The sequence below is a fragment of the Pseudomonas sp. NFACC46-3 genome (assembly GCF_900114515.1).
GTDB lineage: Bacteria > Pseudomonadota > Gammaproteobacteria > Pseudomonadales > Pseudomonadaceae > Aquipseudomonas > Aquipseudomonas fluorescens_Q.
Genome location: NZ_FOTH01000013.1, coordinates 42718 through 63660 on the forward strand (window position 1 = coordinate 42718; position 20943 = coordinate 63660).

18 protein-coding genes are annotated in these 20943 nt (G+C 61.0%); 7 read left to right on the forward strand and 11 right to left on the reverse strand.

Translation table 11 applies throughout. The features are described 5' to 3' along the window. Positions 1 to 24 precede the first annotated feature (24 nt). Positions 25 to 612, reverse strand: coding sequence for an energy transducer TonB (locus BM300_RS14870; RefSeq protein ID WP_256571680.1), 588 nt, complete (start codon positions 610 to 612; stop codon positions 25 to 27). Positions 613 to 951: 339 nt separating this feature from the next. On the opposite strand from BM300_RS14870, the gene glpT reads away from it, so the two are divergent. Beyond that, positions 952 to 2289, forward strand: a complete 1338-nt coding sequence (gene glpT / locus BM300_RS14875) for a glycerol-3-phosphate transporter (protein ID WP_092463226.1) — start codon at positions 952 to 954, stop codon at positions 2287 to 2289. Here the strand turns inward: glpT and BM300_RS14880 are convergent. The 7 genes from BM300_RS14880 to BM300_RS14910 all read right to left on the reverse strand — a co-directional run bounded on the left by BM300_RS14880 (position 2286) and on the right by BM300_RS14910 (position 10503). Further along, positions 2286 to 2945: a gamma-glutamylcyclotransferase gene (locus BM300_RS14880; protein WP_092463228.1), complete on the reverse strand. Its 660-nt coding sequence runs from the start codon at positions 2943 to 2945 to the stop codon at positions 2286 to 2288. The two genes, glpT and BM300_RS14880, sit on opposite strands and share 4 nt — an antisense overlap. A 291-nt stretch (positions 2946 to 3236) precedes the next feature. Next, positions 3237 to 4205 (reverse strand): CDP-6-deoxy-delta-3,4-glucoseen reductase, encoded by a 969-nt coding sequence (locus BM300_RS14885; protein ID WP_092463230.1) that lies wholly within the window; start codon positions 4203 to 4205, stop codon positions 3237 to 3239. After that, positions 4205 to 5671: a 4-hydroxy-3-polyprenylbenzoate decarboxylase gene (gene ubiD / locus BM300_RS14890; RefSeq protein WP_063325203.1), complete on the reverse strand. Its 1467-nt coding sequence runs from the start codon at positions 5669 to 5671 to the stop codon at positions 4205 to 4207. Before ubiD ends, BM300_RS14885 begins: the two co-directional genes overlap by 1 nt. Before the next feature lie 79 nt (positions 5672 to 5750). After that, on the reverse strand, positions 5751 to 7706 hold the full coding sequence (locus BM300_RS14895; protein ID WP_092463232.1) for an acyltransferase family protein: 1956 nt from the start codon (positions 7704 to 7706) through the stop codon (positions 5751 to 5753). A 137-nt stretch (positions 7707 to 7843) separates the two neighbouring features. Continuing rightward, positions 7844 to 9103, reverse strand: a complete 1260-nt coding sequence (gene rho / locus BM300_RS14900) for a transcription termination factor Rho (protein ID WP_003206716.1) — start codon at positions 9101 to 9103, stop codon at positions 7844 to 7846. Positions 9104 to 9344: 241 nt separating this feature from the next. After that, a complete protein-coding gene (trxA, locus tag BM300_RS14905; protein WP_092221303.1) occupies positions 9345 to 9674 on the reverse strand; it encodes a thioredoxin TrxA in 330 nt (109 codons plus the stop codon). Positions 9675 to 9795: 121 nt separating this feature from the next. Then, positions 9796 to 10503, reverse strand: coding sequence for a FadR/GntR family transcriptional regulator (locus BM300_RS14910; protein WP_092149182.1), 708 nt, complete (start codon positions 10501 to 10503; stop codon positions 9796 to 9798). Between the two features lie 254 nt (positions 10504 to 10757). Here BM300_RS14910 and BM300_RS14915 point away from each other — a divergent pair, with 254 nt between their 5' ends. From BM300_RS14915 to ppx, 5 genes are all read left to right on the forward strand, one after another. Beyond that, on the forward strand, positions 10758 to 11543 hold the full coding sequence (locus BM300_RS14915; RefSeq protein WP_014340791.1) for a transporter substrate-binding domain-containing protein: 786 nt from the start codon (positions 10758 to 10760) through the stop codon (positions 11541 to 11543). Between the two features lie 21 nt (positions 11544 to 11564). Then, complete coding sequence (locus tag BM300_RS14920; protein ID WP_003206733.1) at positions 11565 to 12245, forward strand: amino acid ABC transporter permease; 681 nt, start codon at positions 11565 to 11567, stop codon at positions 12243 to 12245. Further along, the gene (locus BM300_RS14925) at positions 12242 to 12892 is read left to right on the forward strand and encodes an amino acid ABC transporter permease (RefSeq protein ID WP_003206735.1); all 651 of its coding nucleotides are present in this window, start codon (positions 12242 to 12244) and stop codon (positions 12890 to 12892) included. The genes BM300_RS14920 and BM300_RS14925 overlap by 4 nt, the downstream gene beginning before the upstream one ends. Next, entirely contained in the window at positions 12879 to 13613 is a 735-nt protein-coding gene (locus BM300_RS14930; RefSeq protein WP_092221301.1) for an amino acid ABC transporter ATP-binding protein, read from the forward strand. Before BM300_RS14925 ends, BM300_RS14930 begins: the two co-directional genes overlap by 14 nt. 250 nt (positions 13614 to 13863) lie before the next feature. Then, positions 13864 to 15366 (forward strand): exopolyphosphatase, encoded by a 1503-nt coding sequence (ppx, locus tag BM300_RS14935; RefSeq protein ID WP_092149189.1) that lies wholly within the window; start codon positions 13864 to 13866, stop codon positions 15364 to 15366. Between the two features lie 193 nt (positions 15367 to 15559). On the opposite strand, the gene ppk1 is transcribed toward ppx, so the two are convergent. Together ppk1 and hemB are read right to left on the reverse strand one after the other, a co-directional pair. Beyond that, entirely contained in the window at positions 15560 to 17776 is a 2217-nt protein-coding gene (gene ppk1, locus BM300_RS14940; protein WP_063323856.1) for a polyphosphate kinase 1, read from the reverse strand. A 17-nt stretch (positions 17777 to 17793) separates the two neighbouring features. Then, the gene (gene hemB, locus BM300_RS14945) at positions 17794 to 18807 is read right to left on the reverse strand and encodes a porphobilinogen synthase (RefSeq protein WP_063323855.1); all 1014 of its coding nucleotides are present in this window, start codon (positions 18805 to 18807) and stop codon (positions 17794 to 17796) included. A 205-nt stretch (positions 18808 to 19012) separates the two neighbouring features. Here hemB and BM300_RS14950 point away from each other — a divergent pair, with 205 nt between their 5' ends. Beyond that, positions 19013 to 19636 carry a DedA family protein gene (locus BM300_RS14950; RefSeq protein ID WP_003206742.1) on the forward strand — a complete coding sequence of 208 codons (624 nt, stop codon included), beginning with the start codon at positions 19013 to 19015 and terminating at the stop codon, positions 19634 to 19636. On the opposite strand, the gene BM300_RS14955 is transcribed toward BM300_RS14950, so the two are convergent. Then, a complete protein-coding gene (locus BM300_RS14955) occupies positions 19617 to 20852 on the reverse strand; it encodes a sterol desaturase family protein (RefSeq protein WP_092463234.1) in 1236 nt (411 codons plus the stop codon). The genes BM300_RS14950 and BM300_RS14955 overlap by 20 nt on opposite strands. Positions 20853 to 20943: the final 91 nt, after the last annotated feature.

A 20943-nucleotide genomic window follows, 5' to 3' on the forward strand; every position in this document is an offset into this window, starting at 1 on the left:
GCGCCGGACCGCTATTGAGCCGCACTAAAGCAACTCGCGAATCTCCTGCGGCAGCATCCGCACATACCGTGCCGCAGGAAAACTCCCGCAACGCTGCACGATCGTAGGCAGGAGCCTGTTGAACCGGGCGATCAAGGCCAAACGCTCCACATCCGGCAGCTGTTTCACAAAAAACACATTGGACAAGTAACTGCGGGTGTAACGGAACGGGAGTAAATCCTCTACCCACGGCTGTCCCCTGGCATGCGAATTGATGACCGAGCATTTCCAGGTCTTGATCCACTTGTTGGCATCCAGTGGCAAGCCATCCAGGCGGAACTCGAAGGGCGCTACGACGTGCGTCTGCGCCGGATGCTCGTGGTCCACCGTCCACGGCCTGAAGCGCCATTGCCTCACGGCCTTCCGTGCGGCCTCGGCGAAATCCGGATGATCGCTGCGCAGGATTGCGACTTCATCGACACGACCATCGGCATGCACCGTGAAGCCGACCCGGACCACACCCATGACGCCCTTCCGGTGCAGGGCCGTCGGGTAGTCCGGCTTGGGATTGTGCTCGGGCACCAACAACACATCCGTCGCCCCGCTCGTAGCGGACAAGCACAACAACAGCATCACGACACACCACCTCATGCCCTACCCCTCACCTGAATGCCAGACCTGGCAAAGACATAGAGGGTAGAGGGCGCGGCCCTGGGGCTAAATAGCGAGACTTCCCATTTGGGTGAAGGACCTTTCCCACTGTCCTGCCCCCTAGCCACCGATGCACCGCATGAAAAAAGCCTGTGGCGACATTTCCTACAACAGCTTTCGCCAATACCTGAGCGACATGTTCGTTTAAGAACATTCGATCAGAAAAATTTCGCTGTTTAAACGATAAGAACCAATGATATTTTCGGTAACGAAACTGTAACATTCGCATCCGCAGTCATAACAAGAACCTGGAGCCCTTGAATGTTTGCTTTCTTTCGCCCTGCCGCTCATCAGGCGTCCCTGCCTGAAGAAAAAATAGACAGCACCTACCGACGCCTGCGCTGGCAGATCTTCGCCGGGATCTTCATTGGCTACGCCGGCTATTACCTGTTGCGCAAGAACTTCTCCCTGGCCGTGCCGTACCTGATCGACGAAGGTTACACCCGTGGTCAGTTGGGCCTGGCCATGTCGGCCATCGCCATCGCCTATGGGCTGTCGAAGTTCCTGATGGGCCTGGTGTCCGACCGGTCCAACCCACGTTACTTCCTGCCCTTCGGCTTGCTGGTCTCGGCGGGGGTGATGTTCGTGTTCGGTTTCGCGCCTTGGGCAACGTCAAGCGTGACCATGATGTTCATCCTGCTGTTCATCAACGGCTGGGCCCAGGGCATGGGCTGGCCACCCAGCGGACGGACCATGGTGCATTGGTGGTCGCAGAAAGAACGCGGCGGCGTGGTGTCGGTGTGGAACGTGGCGCACAACGTCGGCGGCGGCCTGATCGGCCCGTTGTTCCTGCTGGGGATGGGCTGGTTCAATGACTGGCACGCGGCATTCTATGTGCCGGCTGCAGTAGCGCTTGCCGTTGCAGTGTTCGCCTTCGTGACCATGCGCGATACCCCACAATCGGTGGGCCTGCCGCCGATCGAGAAATACAAGAACGACTACCCGGAAGGCTACGACGCCAGTCACGAGAACGAATTCAGCGCCAAGGAAATCTTCGTCAAATACGTGCTGCGCAACAAAATGCTCTGGTACATCGCCATGGCCAACGTGTTTGTCTACCTGCTGCGCTACGGCGTGCTGGACTGGGCGCCGACCTACCTCAAGGAAGCCAAGGGCTTCACTGTGGACAAGAGCTCCTGGGCCTATTTCTTCTACGAGTGGGCGGGCATTCCCGGCACGCTGCTGTGCGGCTGGATGTCGGACAAGATCTTCCGTGGCAACCGTGGCCTGACCGGCATGGTGTTCATGGCCCTGGTGACCGTAGCGACGCTGGTGTACTGGCTGAACCCGGCCGGCAACCCGACCGTCGACATGATCGCCCTGGTTTCCATCGGTTTCCTGATCTACGGCCCGGTGATGCTGATCGGTTTGCAGGCACTGGAACTGGCCCCGAAAAAAGCCGCCGGTACCGCCGCAGGCTTCACCGGCTTGTTTGGTTACCTGGGTGGTTCTGTCGCGGCCAGTGCCGCCATGGGTTACACCGTGGACCATTTTGGCTGGGACGGCGGTTTTGTGTTGTTGATCGGTGCTTGCCTGCTGGCGATGGCCTTCCTCGCGCCAACCCTGTGGCACAAGCAAATCGCCAGTCAGAGCCGCTAAGCGGTCGCCTGATCCAGCGCTGATTTACAGCGCTTGAGCCGCGCCTCCAGGTTCCGGTCTGGCATGGCGTGGCTGCGCAGGGCGTGGATGGTCTGCTCGACATAATCGCGAGTGGTGCCATAACGCCCACAGGCGCTTTCAAATACCTGGCTCAGCACATGGTCCGGCAGGTTGCCGGCATAGCTGGGCAGGTGTCGCTCCAGTACAAACCCCAAGGCTTGCACCCGGCTGCCATCCTCGAGACGGCAACTGAGCCAATGCGGGCGATAGGACGGGACCGGCATCTCGCGTTGCCACAGGGCAAACAGCGAATCCTCGAGATTCTCCTCCGGCAATCGGTAGGCGAAACCGCTGCACGAGCCGCCGCGATCCAGCCCGAACACCAGCCCCGGCAACTCCGGTGTACCGCGATGCTCGTGGGACCACAGGTACAAACCGCGATGGTAACCATGGACCCGGCCGCGCATCCGCTCCACCGCCGTGCATTCGGGCCGCCAGATCAATGAACCGTATGCGAACAGCCAGACCGGACCGCCCTGGTGGAGACTCATGGTCAATTGCATCGAGGCGAGCAATTGCTCACGGGTCAGTTGCGGGCCCAGGTCGAGCCTTGGCGGGTACAAGGCACAGGTAATGGCGGATTCGATAGCGGTCATGGCCGGTAGCGTAGGGCTCCTCGCAATTCATCAAGCTGGATGGTGCGCCGTCATGACACTGACGCTTGGCAGAACCAAGGCAAATTGGATGCCATGAATGCTCGGGGCGCTGGCATATACCATAGCGGCATCTGGCTCATGAGCTAAATATCGAATAGGTATATCGGGCGATATATGACCCGTGGCGAGGGAGCTTGCTCCCGCTGGGCTGCGAAGCAGCCCTAAAAAACTTGCGGTCGCTGCGCAACCGAGCGGGAGCAAGCTCCCTCGCCACGGGATTCGGGTGAGTTTTTAAGTACGCGGCGCATAGGCGAAGACATCCGCGCGCATTTGATGGGCGTCCATTCCAGCTTCGACCAGTGCATCGAGCGTGGCGTAGATCATGGCCGGCGAGCCGCTGGCGTAGACGTGCACGCCGGATAGATCGCTGATGTCCTCGCATACCGCTTCATGGAGCATGCCGCAGCGCCCTTCCCAGCCGCACAAGTCGCTGACGACTTTGTGCAGGAACAGGTTCGGCAGTTTTTTCCATTCGTCCCAGTGCTCGATTTCATAGAAATCTTCCGGCCGCCGCACGCCCCAATACAGGTGCACCGGGTGCTTGAAACCCGCCGCCCGGCAATGCTCGATCAGGCTGTGCATCTGCGCCATGCCGGTTCCGGCGGCGATCAGTACCAACGGGCCATCGGGCAGTTCGGACAAATGCGTGTCGCCAAAAGGCATCTCGATACGCACGCCGGGGTTGCGCCGCAGTTGCTCCAGCAGGGCTTGTGCACTGCTTTCGCGCACCAACACGTGCAATTGCAGCTCGCGCCCCGAATGCGGCGCCGAGGCCAGGGAGAAGGCCGATTTTTCGCCGTTTTCCCGTTCGATCATCAGGTACTGCCCGGCGTGATAGCGCGGCGGCTTGCCGGCCGGCGCACGCAGGCGCACTCGCCAGACATCGCCCCCCACGTCGGCGCACTCGACCACCTGGCACGCCAGGTTGCGTACCGGTAGCTCACCCGGCGACAGCACGCCATCCCACAACACCACGCAGTCCTCCAGCGGCTCGGCGATGCAGGTGAAGATCTCACCGTGATCGCGCACCTCGCCCGCCTGTTCCACACGGCCCTCCACCAACAACGCGCCGCAGACGTGGCAGTTGCCGTTGCGGCAACTTTGCGGGCATTCATAGCCCAGGCGCCGCGCGCCATCGAGAATCCGCTCGGCGGGCCGGATCTCCAGCACCGCCCCGGAAGGCTGCAAGGTTACACGCATCAATCTATTCCTAACTGATTCCAGATGGCATCGATCCGTTGGGTAACGGCTTCATCCTTGACGATAACCCGGCCCCACTCACGAGTGGTTTCACCGGGCCATTTATGCGTGGCATCGAGCCCCATTTTCGACCCCAGGCCGGACACTGGCGAGGCGAAGTCGAGGTAGTCGATCGGCGTATTCTCGATCATCACCGTGTCGCGCTTGGGGTCCATGCGCGTGGTAATGGCCCAGATCACGTCGTTCCAGTCCCGTGCGTTGATATCGTCGTCGGTGACGATAACGAACTTGGTGTACATGAACTGTCGCAAAAACGACCAGACACCGAGCATCACCCGCTTGGCGTGCCCCGGATACGACTTCTTCATGGTCACCACGGCCATGCGATACGAACAGCCTTCCGGGGGCAAATAGAAATCGGTGATTTCCGGAAACTGCTTTTGCAGGATAGGCACGAACACTTCGTTCAGCGCCACGCCGAGAATGGCCGGCTCATCGGGCGGACGGCCGGTATAGGTGCTGTGGTAAATCGGCTTGATCCGATGGGTGATGCGCTCGACGGTAAACACCGGAAAGCTGTCGACTTCGTTGTAGTAACCGGTGTGGTCGCCGTACGGCCCTTCATCGGCCATTTCGCCAGGATGGATCACCCCTTCAAGGATGATCTCGGCGGTGGCCGGCACTTGCAGGTCGTTGCCGCGGCACTTCACCAGTTCGGTGCGGTTGCCGCGCAACAGGCCGGCGAACGCATATTCGGAAAGGCTGTCGGGCACGGGCGTGACCGCGCCGAGGATGGTCGCCGGGTCCGCGCCCAGGGCCACCGACACCGGGAATGGCTGGCCGGGGTGTTTTTCACACCACTCACGGTAGTCCAGTGCTCCGCCCCGATGGCTCAGCCAGCGCATGATGACCTTGTTGCGACCAATTACCTGCTGACGATAGATGCCCAGGTTCTGGCGATCCTTGTTCGGGCCCTTGGTGACGGTCAGGCCCCAGGTGATCAGTGGCCCTACATCGCCCGGCCAGCAGGTCTGCACAGGGAGCATGGCCAGGTCGACATCGTCGCCCTCGATCACCACTTCCTGACAGATAGCGTCCTTGACGACTTTCGGCGCCATGGAAATGATCTTGCGGAAAATCGGCAGCTTGGACCAAGCGTCCTTCAGGCCTTTCGGCGGCTCGGGTTCCTTGAGGAACGCCAGCAGCTTGCCGATTTCGCGCAGTTCGCTGACCGCTTCGGCGCCCATGCCCAGAGCCACGCGCTCCGGCGTGCCGAACAGGTTGCCCAGCACCGGAATGTCGTAGCCCGTGGGGTTTTCGAACAACAACGCCGGGCCTTTGGCCCGAAGCGTGCGGTCGCAGACCTCCGTCATCTCCAGCACTGGAGAGATGGGAATCTGGATGCGTTTCAACTCGCCGCGCTGCTCCAGTTGCTGCACGAAATCCCGAAGATCCTTGAATTTCATTGAGATGCCACCCCGAAAATAGGCGTACATCCTACCTGCTCTAACGCCCAAACAGCAGCCCGTGCGTGCGCAGCAGCGATCAATTGTCGGTTGTACCCACCAGCACCGGCGCAAACAATGGGCTCAGCCGGGCACTGCCGATGTCAGACAGATGATCCTCGTCCTTGTATTGCATATACCCACCAACCACGACGCTGCAGACTTGGCCCGCACACATCAGCGGGGTAGGGTCGATGACATGCACGCCGGGGTCGGCGGCGCTCATCGAGTCGAACAACCCACTCAGGAAACGCTGGCGGGACAAGTGCTCCTGAAGCGGGCGCCCCAAGCCCTCGGTCGAACGCCCGACCCGGGCCAGGCTCACCAACCGGCTGACAACGCCCTTGTGCTGCAACGGTACCTCCTTGAACAACCAGACTTGCGCGCCTGCTGCCCTTATCGCTGCCACTCGCGCCTTGAGCGCCGCGGCCAGACGTGTTTCGGCCTCGGCGGTATTGTCGCGAGGGTTGAGCAACAACTCTTTATCACCGTTCTCACGACCGTAGACGTAAAGACTCCAGTTGGACGCGAGCACCACGTCGCTGATCTGCAGGCGACGAACCTGATCCATGGTCCGTTCGTTAAAGTCCTTGCATCGCTGTCGGGGGGCGTCGCTCAGGATCGGCGGGCAACCGCTCAAGCTGTAGAGCCATACCGGGCGCCCTTCGGGGGCAGCACCGGTTTCAATCGCCGGCAACAATGCGGCGGCATGGCTGTCGCCCCAAAACAGTTGAGTCGCCGGCGCCTCTTTGTTCCTGCCGATCAAGCACGCCTTGTCCAGGTTCTTGTCCGAATTCGCTGACATGCATTTCATTTGCCCGGCCCGCCACTCTCGCGCCTGAGCATATTCCAGGGCCTTGCCCGTAAGGCGCTGGGGAAAACCATCGGCCGAGCGCACCACTGACCCCGTCACCGCCAGGGCAACCATCGCCAGCAAACCGGCGGCCAGCATCGGCTTGCGTGCGACCAGCACACGCTTTTCACGAAACGGAAGCTCGACGAAACGCCAGCTCAACCAGGCCAGGCCCAGCGCCAGCAGAATCCAGCCCGCCGCCTCCCAAGCCTGGATACCGTCGATCGAAATGGCATTGGCATAGACATAGACCGGCCAATGCCACAGATAAAAGGAATAGGACAGCAGGCCAACCCAGACGAGCACCCTGGCACTGAGTGCCTGAGCCACCCAGGTCGAACCCTGGGCACCGGACCAGATCAGCGCAGTGGTGCCAAGCACCGGCAGCAAGGCGGCCCAACCCGGAAATCGAGTGGCCTTGTCAAAAGTGAAAACCGCCACCAGGACAGCAGCCAGCCCGGCCACACCCGCGAGCTGACAGAGCCATGGTCTCACCGGTTGTTTCGATGCAGGCCACACCGCGAGCATTGCGCCGCATAACAATTCCCAGGCCCGAGTCGGCAGCGAAAAGAAGACGAAGTCAGGCTTGCGGTCGATAGAGGCGACATTCAGTCCGAAAGAAACCAGCAGCACGGCAAACAGCATCCAGCGCCAATGGCGAACGTGGCGCATCAACAACACCATCAACAGCGGAAAGAAGATGTAGTACTGCTCTTCAACCGCCAGGGACCAGGTGTGGAGCAAGGGCTTGAGGTCCGACGCGGGCTCGAAGTAACCGTCCTCACGCATGAACAAGATATTGGAAATGAACAGCGCCTGATAACGAACCGCCCTACCCAGCTCCGAAAAATCCTTGGCCGTCAGCAGCAACCAGCCCAGGGCCAGCGTTGCCACCAGCACCACGCTCAAGGCCGGAATGATGCGCCGGGCACGGCGCGCCCAAAAATCGACGAAGCTGAAACGCTGCGCACTGATCTCGCGAAACAGGATGCTGGTTATCAAGAAACCGGAAATGACGAAAAAAACGTCAACACCGACAAAGCCACCACTGAATGTGCTGAAGCCGAAGTGAAACAGCACCACAGGAATAACGGCCAGGGCCCTCAAACCGTCGATGTCACGGCGGCTGCCGAACGTGCGCATAACGATCCTTGTCGTTTTACAAGATGATGCAAGCACGGACACTACCGGCTTGGGAAAGTTGTCTTTTTTGATACAAAGCCACGAAAAAAAAAGGGCGCCCCTGTTCGGGGCGTCCTTTTTTTGAAACATGCTGGGTGTTACTTGCGTTTCATCGACAGGAAGAACTCGTCGTTGGTCTTGGTCGTCTTCAGCTTGTCGACCAGGAACTCGATGGCGGCGACTTCATCCATCGGATGCAGCAGCTTGCGCAGGATCCACATGCGCTGCAATTCGTCATCGGCGGTCAGCAACTCTTCGCGGCGTGTGCCGGAACGGTTGATGTTGATGGCCGGGAAGACACGTTTCTCGGCGATACGACGATCCAGAGGCAGCTCCATGTTGCCGGTGCCCTTGAATTCCTCGTAGATCACTTCGTCCATCTTCGAGCCGGTTTCAACCAGCGCGGTGGCGATGATGGTCAGCGAACCGCCTTCCTCGATGTTTCGCGCGGCGCCGAAGAAACGCTTCGGTTTTTCCAGCGCGTGGGCATCGACACCACCGGTCAGCACCTTGCCAGAGCTCGGGATGACGGTGTTGTAGGCACGGGCCAGACGAGTGATGGAGTCCAGCAGGATCACCACGTCCTTCTTGTGTTCGACCAGGCGCTTGGCCTTCTCGATCACCATTTCGGCAACCTGCACGTGGCGGGTCGGCGGCTCGTCGAACGTCGAGGCGACCACTTCGCCGCGCACGGTGCGCTGCATCTCGGTCACTTCTTCCGGACGCTCGTCGATCAGCAGCACGATCAGATGAACTTCAGGGTTGTTACGGGCGATGTTGGCCGCGATGTTCTGCAGCATGATCGTCTTGCCCGCTTTCGGCGGCGCCACGATCAAGCCACGCTGGCCTTTGCCGATGGGTGCGCACAGGTCGATGACACGACCGGTGAGGTCTTCGGTGGAACCGTTGCCGGCTTCCATCTTCATGCGCACGGTCGGGAATAGCGGGGTCAGGTTCTCGAAGAGAATCTTGTTCTTCGCGTTTTCCGGACGGTCGAAGTTGATCGTGTCGACCTTGAGCAGGGCGAAGTAACGCTCGCCTTCCTTCGGAGGGCGGATCTTGCCAACGATGGTGTCACCGGTGCGCAAGTTGAAGCGACGGATCTGGCTCGGCGAGACGTAGATATCGTCCGGGCCGGCAAGATAGGAAGCGTCTGCGGAGCGAAGGAAGCCGAAGCCGTCCTGGAGAATCTCCAGCACGCCATCACCGGAGATTTCCTCGCCGCTTTTCGCGTGCTTCTTGAGCAGGGAGAAAATCACGTCCTGCTTGCGCGAACGGGCCATATTTTCTATGCCCATCTGTTCGGCCAATTCGAGCAGTTCGGTAATCGGCTTTTGCTTGAGTTCAGTCAGATTCATATAGGAATGACGTAATCATTTATGGAGGGGGGAAATTAAGCTTTTGGCTTAATGAGGCCGCGCCGCGGAGAAGGCGACAGGATCGCGTACTTATTCGAAAGGAGAGCGTCGGCGACGGCTTGCAGGGGGCAATGGAGAAACCAGTGCGGGGCCGAATGTACCACCTGGGTTTGCAAGCGTCTAGCCCCGAATAACGAAAAAGCCCCGCGATTTGCGGGGCTTTTTCAGTGGCATTCGGCGCTTAGATGTTGGCGTCGAGGAAAGCAGCCAGTTGCGACTTCGACAGCGCACCCACTTTGGTGGCTTCGACGTTGCCGTTCTTGAACAGCATCAGGGTCGGGATACCGCGTACGCCGTGCTTGGCCGGAGTCTCCTGGTTTTCGTCGATGTTCAGCTTGGCAACGGTCAGCTTGCCTTCATAAGTGGTAGCGATTTCGTCCAGGACCGGGGCGATCATTTTGCACGGACCGCACCACTCTGCCCAATAGTCGACCAGTACCGGGCCTTCGGCCTTGAGTACTTCTTCGTCGAAGTTATCGTCGGTAACGTGTTTGATCAGATCGCTGCTCATGGAAATCTCCGGGGTTGTCAGCAAAAAAACGTGGCCCATGATAGCGGCCCTTCCGGGGTTCAGGAAGCCGCAGTTGATTGAGTCTCGCTATGACGAAAGACGTATTTGGGTATAGCTCAACTCACGAAGCGACGGGGGCGACGAAGGCAATCCCGGTACGCAACGCCGCGTTACGTACATGTTCCTGCATGGCTTTTTGCGCAGCGCCCGAAGCGCGGCGAGCCAAGGCGCGGAGGATCTTGCGATGCTCCTGCCACGTTTCCATCGCCCGCTCCGCCCTGATGAACGGTAGTTTCTGGCTTTCCAGGAAGATCTCGGCGCTGGCGGTGAGAATGCTCAGCATCGCCTGATTACCGCTGGCCAGCAGGATGCGCCGATGAAATTCGAAATCCAGCCGCGCGGCGGCGTCGAAATCGCCGATCTTCAATTCCCGTCGCATGGCTTCGACATTGTCTTGCAGCATGTCCAGCTCATCGGCGCTGAGCGTCACCGCCGCCAGCCCCGCCGCGAAACCCTCCAGGGCGTAGCGCAACTGGAAGATATCCACTGGCGAGGCCTGGGCCGCGAACGGCCAGCCCGGCGCCGATTCGCTGCGTGGAGCCTCTACCGGTGCCTGCACGAAGACCCCTTTACCCGGCTGCACGCTGATCATCCCCAAGGCGCTCAACGATGACAGCGCCTCGCGCAACGACGCCCGACTCACCCCCAGTTGCAGCGCCAGGTCCCGTTGCGACGGCAGCGCATCGCCCGGGCCGAAGCCTTCATCGACGATCAGTTTGCGAATGGCTTGCAGGGCCACTTCAGGAACGGCGCGAGCGATGGAATTCATGATTTTTTAGACGAACCGGGCCAGTGAGCGGCTAGTTGTAAAGCTATTCGCCGCGCCCGGCAAGTCGTGCCCCAGCAGGGTTCGGCGACAAATACCGACGCCCGATAACGGTGCGAAAAACGCCGCGACTGTTCAGACCAGTAAGACCGCCCTCCGCCAGCAAAACCGCGGCTTGGGCCGCTGAAAAGTCGCCTTGGCATGGCCTGTGCTCTGTCCGAACGCAGAAATCACATCACCGATTGCGGAGATTCGCCATGATTCAGCGTTGCAGCGCCCTGCTCACAGCTCTGTTTGCCAGCCTGATGCTCTGTCAGCTACCCGCCCACGCCGATGGCCTGGAAGACGTGGTCAAGCGTGGCACCCTCAAGGTCGCCGTGCCCCAGGACTTCCCGCCATTCGGTTCGGTAGGCCCGGACATGAAACCCCGCGGCCTGGACATCGACACCGCAAAACTGCTGGCCGACCAGCTCAAGGTCAAGCTTGAACTGACACCGGTCAACAGCACCAACCGTATCCCCTTCCTGACCACCGGCAAGGTCGACCTGGTGATTTCCAGCCTGGGCAAGAATCCGGAGCGGGAAAAGGTCATCGACTTCTCCAGCGCCTACGCGCCGTTCTACCTGGCCGTGTTCGGTCCGCCTGACGCCGCCATCAACAACCTGGACGACCTCAAGGGCAAGACCATCAGCGTCACCCGTGGCGCCATCGAAGACATCGAGCTGACCAAGGTCGCCCCCGAAGGCACCACCATCAAGCGCTTCGAAGACAACAACTCGACCATCGCCGCCTACCTGGCCGGTCAGGTGGACCTGATCGCCAGTGGCAACGTGGTGATGGTCGCCATCAGCGAACGCAACCCCAAGCGTGTTCCGGCCCTGAAGGTGAAACTCAAGGACTCGCCGGTGTACGTGGGCGTGAACAAGAACGAGCCGGCGCTGCTGGACAAGGTCAACCAGATCCTCGCGACCGCCAAGACCGATGGCAGCCTGGAGAAAAATTCCCAGACCTGGCTCAAGCAGCCGCTGCCGGCCGATCTCTGACCGTCGCTTGAGAGGCTGAGCATGGCTTATCAGTTCGATTTTCTGCCGGTGGTGCAAAACACCGAGCTGCTGTTGCGCGGCGCGCTGTTCACCCTGGAACTGACGGCCATCGGTACGTTGCTCGGGGTCAGCCTAGGCATCGTCGGGGCCGTGGTGCGGGCGTGGAACATTCGCCCGTTCGCGGCGATCTTCGGCGTCTACGTGGAGTTGATCCGCAACACGCCGTTCCTGGTGCAGCTGTTTTTCATCTTCTTCGGTTTGCCGTCCCTGGGCCTGCAGATTTCCGAATGGCAGGCGGCGGTGCTGGCGATGGTGATCAACCTCGGCGCCTATTCCACCGAGATCATCCGCGCCGGCATCCAGGCGATCCCGCGGGGGCAACTGGAAGCGGCCGCGGCCCTGGCGATGAGCCGCTTCGAGGCCTTCCGCCACGTTGTGCTGCTGCCGGCATTGGGCAAGGTCTGGCCGGCGTTGAGCAGCCAGATCATCATTGTGATGCTCGGCTCGGCGGTGTGTTCGCAGATCGCCACCGAAGAGTTGAGCTTTGCCGCCAACTTCATCCAGTCACGTAACTTCCGCGCCTTCGAAACCTATGCGCTGACCACGCTCATCTACTTGTGCATGGCGCTGTTGATCCGCCAGTTCCTCAACTGGGTGGGCCGCCGCTGCCTGTACAAGAGCAGCAACGGGAGCGGCCGATGAGCGATTTCACTTTCTGGGACGTGGTGCGCAACCTGCTCACCGGCCTGCAATGGACCCTGGCGTTGTCGCTGGTGGCGTTTATCGGTGGCGGCGTGATCGGTTTGCTGATCATGGTGTTGCGCATCTCCAAGAGCGCCCTGCCCCGCAACATCGCCCGGACCTACATTGAGCTGTTCCAAGGCACACCGCTGTTGATGCAGCTGTTCCTGGTGTTCTTCGGCGTGGCCCTGGCCGGGGTGGAGATTTCGCCGTGGATGGCGGCGGCGATTGCCTTGACGCTGTTTACCAGCGCCTACCTGGCGGAGATCTGGCGCGGTTGTGTCGACTCGATTTCCCACGGCCAGTGGGAAGCCTCGGCGAGCCTGGCCCTCAACCCGCTGGAGCAGTTGCGCTACGTCATCCTGCCCCAGGCCCTGCGCATCGCCGTGGCGCCGACCGTGGGCTTTTCGGTGCAAGTGGTCAAGGGCACGGCCGTGACGTCGATCATCGGCTTTACCGAACTGACCAAGACCGGCGGCATGCTCGCCAATGCCACGTTCGAGCCGTTCATGGTCTACGGCCTGGTCGCCCTCGGTTATTTCCTGCTCTGCTACCCCTTGTCCCTCAGTGCGCGCTACCTGGAAAGGAGACTGCATGCCTCTGCTTAGAATTACCGCCCTGCATAAATACTACGGCGATCACCACGTGCTCAAGGGCATCGACCTGAGTGTCGAGGAAGGCCAGGTGGTGGCGATCATCGGCCGCAGCGGCTCGGGCAAATCCACCTTGCTGCGCACTCTCAATGGCCTGGAATCGATCAATGATGGCGTGATCGAAGTCGACGGCGAATACCTCGATGCGGCCCGCGCCGACCTGCGCAGCCTGCGCCAGAAAGTCGGGATGGTGTTCCAGCAGTTCAACCTGTTCCCGCACCTGACGGTCGGCGAGAACGTCATGCTGGCGCCACAGGTAGTGCAAAAAGTGCCCAAGGCCAAGGCGGCCGTGCTGGCGCGGCAGATGCTGGAACGGGTCGGGCTTGGCGAGAAATTCGATGCCTTCCCCGACCGCTTGTCCGGTGGTCAGCAACAGCGGGTGGCGATCGCCCGGGCGCTGGCGATGTCGCCGAAAGTGCTGCTGTGCGACGAAATCACCTCGGCCCTGGACCCCGAGCTGGTCAATGAAGTGCTCAGCGTGGTGCGGCAGTTGGCCAAGGAAGGCATGACGCTGATCATGGTCACCCATGAAATGCGTTTTGCCCGGGAGGTCGGCGACAAACTGGTGTTCATGCACCAGGGCAAGGTGCATGAGGTGGGGGATCCCAAGATATTGTTTGCCAATCCGCAGACGGCGGAGCTGGCGAACTTTATCGGGACCGTCGAGCCGGCCTGATTTTCTCAGCCAAAAGGCTCTTGTGGCGAGGGAGCTTGCTCCCGCTCGGCTGCGCAGCAGTCGTAAAACCGGCCAGCCGAGTTTTCCTGATGGACCGCGTTGAATGGCTTTGGGGCCGCTTCGCAGCCCAGCGGGAGCAAGCTCCCTCGCCACAGGGAACTGCTCTGGCTCAAGGGTTTGGTTCAGGTGCGTTGGCGTAGGCGGTCGATCGTGGCAGGATGGTAAGGTTATCGACCGAGACTTTTTGACCATGCCGCCATCCCAAGCCAAGAATCTGTCCCTGATCGCCGCCATAGACCTGGGCTCCAACAGTTTCCACATGGTCGTCGCCAAGGCCCAGAACGGGGAAATCCGCATTCTTGAGCGGCTCGGCGAGAAAGTCCAACTGGCCGCCGGTATCGACGAAGAACGCCAGCTGAGCGAAGAATCCATCCAGCGCGGGCTTGACTGCCTCAAGCGGTTTGCCCAACTGATCAATGGTATGCCCTTGGGCGCGGTGCGGATCGTGGGCACCAACGCCCTGCGCGAGGCGCGCAACCGTGGCGAGTTCATCCGCCGTGCTGAAGAAATCCTCGGGCATCCGGTAGAAGTCATTTCCGGCCGTGAAGAGGCTCGCCTGATCTATCTGGGCGTTTCCCATACCTTGGCCGACACCCCAGGCAAGCGCCTGGTGGCGGACATCGGTGGCGGCAGTACCGAATTCATCATCGGCCAGCGCTTCGAACCGCTGCTGCGCGAAAGCCTGCAGATGGGCTGCGTGAGCTACACCCAGCGTTATTTCCGCGACGGCAAGATCACCCCGGCCCGCTATGCCCAGGCCTATACGGCGGCGCGCCTGGAGATCATGAGCATCGAGCACGCCCTGCACCGCCTGACGTGGGATGAAGCCATTGGCTCCTCGGGCACCATTCGCGCCATTGGCCTGGCCCTCAAGGCCGGCGGGCATGGCACCGGCGAGGTCAATGCCGAGGGCTTGGCCTGGCTCAAGCGACGGGTGTTCAAGCTCGGCGATGCCGACAAGATCGACTTCGAAGGCATCAAGCCCGACCGCCGGGCGATTTTCCCCGCGGGCCTGGCGATCCTCGAGGCGATTTTCGACGCCCTCGAACTGCACCGCATGGACCACTGTGAAGGCGCCCTGCGCGAAGGCGTGTTGTATGACCTACTGGGGCGTCATCATCACGAAGACGTGCGCGAGCGCACCCTGGGCTCGCTCATGGAGCGTTATCACGTCGACCTGGAGCAGGCCGCACGGGTCGAACGCAAGGCACTGCATGCCTTCGACCAGGTGGCCGACGATTGGGACCTTAACGACGGAGTCTGGCGCGAATTGCTGGGCTGGGCCGCCAAGGTCCATGAAGTGGGCCTGGACATCGCCCACTATCACTACCACAAGCATGGCGCCTACCTGATCGAGCATTCGGACCTGGCGGGGTTTTCCCGGGAAGACCAGCAAATGCTCGCGCTATTGGTGCGCGGCCACCGACGCAATATTCCCAAGGATAAGTTTGCCGAGTTCGGCGATGACGGCATCAAGCTGATTCGCCTGTGCGTGCTGCTGCGCTTCGCGATCCTGTTCCATCACATCCGTGGCACCCAGGAAATGCCCCAGGTCGCCCTGCATGCCGACGGCGATCAACTGGACGTGATGTTCCCCGACGGATGGCTGGAAGAAAACCAGCTGACCCAGGCCGACTTCGCCCAGGAAGCCGACTGGCTCACCCGGGTCGGGATTGTGCTGAACATTCACTAAGCCCCGCCACAACCCAGATCTATTGTGGTGAGGGGATTTATCCCCGTTGGGCCGCGAAGCGGCCCCAAAGAGTTGGAAGGTAATCAACCTGACACAACTGGCCCGCAGGTTTCAGGGCTGCTTCGCAGCCCAGCGGGGATAAATCCCCTCGCCACAGATATCCTTAAACCATCAGAACTGCATCACCCCAACCTTAACGAACCGCCAACACCGGGCTGCTCAAGCGCTCCAGCAACGTCGCCTGGGCGCTGCGCGGGTTCTGGTTGCCGGTCGGGGTGTTGCGGATGTAGCGACCATCCGACTGCAGGCTCCAGCTGTGGGTGTTGTCGGTGAGGTAGCTTTCCAGCTCCTTCTTGACCCGCAGGATCAGCTTCTTGCCTTCCACCGGGAAGCAGGTCTCGACCCGTTTGTCGAGGTTGCGCTCCATCCAGTCGGCACTGGACAGGAACATCTGCTCCTCACCGCCGTTGAGGAAGTAGAACACCCGCGTATGCTCCAGGAAGCGCCCGATGATCGAGCGTACATGGATGTTGTGGGACACCCCCGCAATGCCCGGCCGCAGGCAGCACATGCCACGCACCACCAGGTCGATGCGCACGCCCGACTGGCTGGCCTTGTACAACGCACGAATGATCTTCGGGTCGGTTAGCGAGTTGAACTTGGCAATGATGTGGGCCGGTTTGCCGTCCAAGGCGAACTGCGTTTCCCGGGCGATCATGTCGAGCATGCCCTTTTTCAGGGTGAACGGCGCATGCAGCAGTTTCTTCATGCGCAGGGTCTTGCCCATGCCGATCAACTGGCTGAACAGCTTGCCGACGTCTTCGCACAAGGCATCGTCAGAGGTCAGCAGGCTGTAGTCGGTGTACAGGCGGGCGTTGGCAGCGTGGTAGTTGCCGGTGCCCAAGTGGGCGTAACGCACGATCTCACCGGCTTCACGGCGCAGGATGAGCATCATCTTGGCGTGGGTCTTGAAGCCGACTACGCCATAGATCACCACCGCACCCGCCGCCTGCAGGCGGCTGGCCAGTTGCAGGTTGGATTCCTCGTCGAAGCGCGCGCGCAATTCGATCACTGCCGTGACTTCCTTGCCGTTTCGCGCCGCGTCCACCAGGGCATCGACGATTTCCGAGTTGGCGCCGCTGCGGTACAGGGTCTGGCGCACCGCCAGGACGTGGGGATCCTTGGCGGCCTGGCGCAGCAGGTCGACCACCGGTGTGAACGACTCGAACGGGTGCAGCAGCAGGATGTCCTGCTTGCTGATCACGCTGAAAATGTTCTCGCTGTTTTGCAGCAGTTTCGGGATCTGCGGCGTGAACGGCAGATATTGCAGCTCCGGATGGCTGTCCAGGCCGGTGATGCTGAACAGTCGGGTCAGGTTGACCGGGCCGTTGACCTGGTACAACTCGGTCTCATGCAGGTTGAACTGCTTGAGCAGGTAATCGGACAGGTGTTTCGGGCAGGTATCGGCCACCTCCAGGCGCACCGCATCACCGTAGCGACGGGAGAACAGCTCGCCGCGCAGGGCGCGGGCCAGGTCTTCGACGTCCTCGGTGTCCACCGACAGGTCGGCGTTACGCGTCAAGCGGAACTGGTAGCAACCTTTCACCTTCATGCCCTGGAACAAGTCATCGGCATGGGCGTGGATCATCGACGACAGGAACACATAATTGTCGCCAGGGCCACCGACGTCTTCCGGCACGCGGATGATCCGCGGCAGCAGGCGTGGCGCCGGAATGATCGCCAGGCCGGAATCGCGACCGAAGGCGTCGATGCCCTCCAGCTCGACGATGAAGTTCAGGCTCTTGTTGACCAGCAGCGGGAACGGGTGTGTCGGATCGAGACCGATCGGCGTGATGATCGGTGCGATCTCGTCGCGGAAATAGCGGCGCACCCAGGTCTTGATCTTGGTGTTCCAGTAGCGCCGGCGGATGAAGCGCACCTGGTGCTTTTCCAGCTCCGGCAACAGGATATCGTTGAGGATCGCGTATTGCCGGTCCACATGGCCGTGGACCAGCTCGCTGATGCGCGCCAGGGCCTGGTGCGGTTGCAGGCCGTCGGCACCGGCCTGTTCACGGGCGAAGGTGATCTGCTTCTTCAGCCCGGCGACGCGGATTTCGAAAAACTCATCCAGGTTGCTGGAAAAGATCAGCAGGAACTTCAACCGCTCCAGCAGCGGGTAGGACTCGTCCAGCGCCTGCTCCAGCACGCGGATGTTGAACTGCAGTTGCGACAGCTCCCGATGGATGTACAGGCTGCTGTCATCCAGGTTGGGAATCACAATCGCCGGGGCCGGTGCGGGCTCGACGACAGCTGGGGCAGCAGGCTCCAGCGTCGGCGGTGTCTCGGCAATCTGCTCGACCACGGGTTGAGCGTCTTTTACGGCAACTTCGGAGAGTCCTTCGGTATTCATCGCAAGTTCCTGGGAGGCTATTTCTGCTCTCGTAACAATTGGGCGGCGCGCACGGCAAAGTAAGTCAGGATGCCATCAGCCCCTGCGCGCTTGAAAGCGGTCAAGGACTCCAGGATCACCCCTTCGCCCAACCAGCCGTTCTGGATCGCGGCCATGTGCATCGCGTATTCGCCGCTGACCTGATAAACAAAGGTCGGCACTTTGAATTCGTCTTTGACCCGGCAAAGAATGTCGAGGTAGGGCATGCCAGGCTTGACCATGACCATGTCTGCCCCTTCTGACAAGTCAGCCGCCACTTCGTGCAAGGCTTCCTGACTGTTGGCCGGGTCCATCTGATAAGAAGCCTTGTTGGCCTTGCCCAGGTTCAGGGCCGAGCCGACCGCGTCGCGGAACGGACCGTAATAGGCGCTGGCGTACTTGGCCGAGTAGGCCATGATCCGCACGTTGACGTGACCGGCCACCTCGAGGGCTTCGCGGATCGCCTGGATGCGCCCGTCCATCATGTCCGACGGCGCCACGACCTGGGCGCCGGCCTCGGCGTGGGACAGGGCCTGCCTGACCAGTGCATCGACGGTAATGTCGTTCTGCACGTAGCCTTCTTCATCGAGGATACCGTCCTGCCCGTGGGTGGTGAACGGGTCCAGCGCCACGTCGGTGATCACCCCCAGCTCCGGGAAGCGCGCGCGCAAGGCGCGGGTCGCGCGCTGGGCGATGCCTTCCGGGTTCCAGGCTTCGGCGGCGTCCAGGGACTTGAGTGTCGGCGGCGTGACCGGGAACAGCGCCAGCGCCGGAATGCCCAGTTCGACCCAGTGGGCGGCCTCTTCGAGCAGCAGGTCGATGGTCAGGCGTTCCACCCCGGGCATCGACGCCACCGCTTCGCGACGGTTCTCACCGTCCAGCACGAATACCGGCAGGATCAGGTCATTGGTGGTCAGCACGTTTTCACGTACCAGCCGACGAGAGAACTCATCACGACGGTTGCGACGCAGGCGGGTAGCAGGGAACAGACGATTGGCGGGGGTAAAGCTCACGGCAGACTCCTGAGCCCGTGCTGACGGGCGAGCGTGACAGTTATAAGCGCCCATTATGACGAAGACATTACAGTTATGTGCACCTGCGTCCTGTCGTCGCAGTTATTGTCATTGTAGGAATTGTTCACGTCGAGACACATTTCGATACTTTCCTGAATGTGCCTGAAGGGTTAGGCTGCGCGTTCATTTCGCCAGCACCCAGACAATGCTCCAACAATTTCTGCATGACTTCGGCTACTTGGCCCTGTTTATCGGCACGTTCTTCGAAGGCGAAACTATCCTCGTGCTCGCAGGTTTCCTGGCGTTCCGTGGCTACATGGACATCAACCTGGTGGTCGTCGTGGCGTTCTGCGGCAGCTACGCGGGCGATCAGCTGTGGTATTTCCTGGGACGCAAGCACGGGCGCAAGCTGCTGGCCCGCAAGCCACGCTGGCAGTTGATGGGGGATCGGGCGCTGGAGCACATCCGCCGGCATCCGGACATCTGGGTCCTGAGCTTCCGTTTCGTCTATGGCCTGCGCACGGTGATGCCGGTGGCGATCGGTCTGTCAGGCTATCCGCCGGGTCGCTACCTGCTGCTCAACGGCATCGGTGCGGCGATCTGGGCCACGGCGTTGGCTGCGGCCGCGTACCACTTTGGCGCAGTGCTCGAAGGCATGCTGGGCAGCATCAAGAAGTATGAGTTGTGGGTACTCGGCGCACTGCTGGTGCTGGGCCTGGTCTTGTGGCTGCGCCGACGCATCAAGAATGCACGCCTGGCCAGGAAAGTCCTCGAAGCCGAGCGCCTGGAGCAAGCCAGGTCCGGCGAACCTACGACGCCAACCGAGTAAACCGGGTACGGCAGCAATATAGCCCGATGCCGCTGAGCAGGCTGTAGCTGAGCAGCCCGGCCCAGGCCACAGGGTTGGCCGGCCACAACCCGGCCAGTGGCGCCAGCCATACCAGCGGCAGGTTCGAGGCCAGCCGCAACAGCTCCAGCCGCAACGCCCACGGGCGATTCTCCAGGGCCACGCCCAACACGAACAGACCGAACGCCACCGCGCCCCAACCCAGCATCAGGGCGACGACCGGCAGGCTGGCTTCAAGGTTCATCAGATAACTGCCCAAGGCGATGTAGGCGCAGAACTGCAGCCCCACGTACCACTGCTGGCGAACATCCAACGGCACGTCGAATTTGCGGAACTGGCTCAAGTCCGACTTGTTCAGCGGGTACCTGGCCGCGACGTCCGCCGGACGCCAACCGGTGGGCATGAACCAGATCCGCAGCTTGTCCCACCAACGCCCGGCCCGCCTGGCATCGGCCCACAGCTGCGCATAAAACTGCAGGTTGGCCCACAACGGATTCCAGCTCTCCAGCGGCGTGGTCACGCCGAAAATCATCGGTTCGTTGACGTCTTCTTCCTGGAAGGTGCCAAACAGACGGTCCCAAATAATGAACACCCCGCCGTAGTTGCGATCCATGTAGAGAGGGTTCTGTGCATGGTGGGCACGATGATTGGACGGCGTCACGAAGCACCACTCCAGCCAGCCGAGCTTGGGAATGTGCTGGGTGTGGACCCAAAACTGGTACAGCAGATTCAACGCCGCAACGCTGACGAAGACCACCAGTGGCACACCCAGTACGGCGAGCGGGACGTAGAAGATCCAGCTCAACAGGAACCCGGTACTGGTCTGGCGCAACGCCGTGGAAAGGTTGTAGTCCTCGCTCTGGTGGTGCACCGAATGAGCGGCCCAGAGGATGTTGCGTTCATGGCCCATGCGGTGCAGCCAGTAGTAGCAGAAGTCGTAGAGCACAAAGGCAACCACCCAGGTCCAGGCCCGGTCGGCAGGCAGCTCGATGACAGCCAGGTGTTTCAACGCAAAGGCATAGGTCACCAGCCCCACGCCTTTGGTCAAAAGGCCCGTTGTGGTCGACAGCACGCCGGTGCTCAAGCTGTTGATCGCGTCGGCCACTCGGTAGTGGCTCACGCCCCGCCAGCGATCGGCCAGCAACTCGACGGCGATCAGCACGAAGAAGAACGGCACGGCATACAGGATGAAGTTCATGACGCAACCCGGGCATGCGAGGCAGGGAGATAGTCGGCAGATTAGGTGTAGCTGGCCGATCCCCCTATGGCAACGAGTGACAAATTAGTAG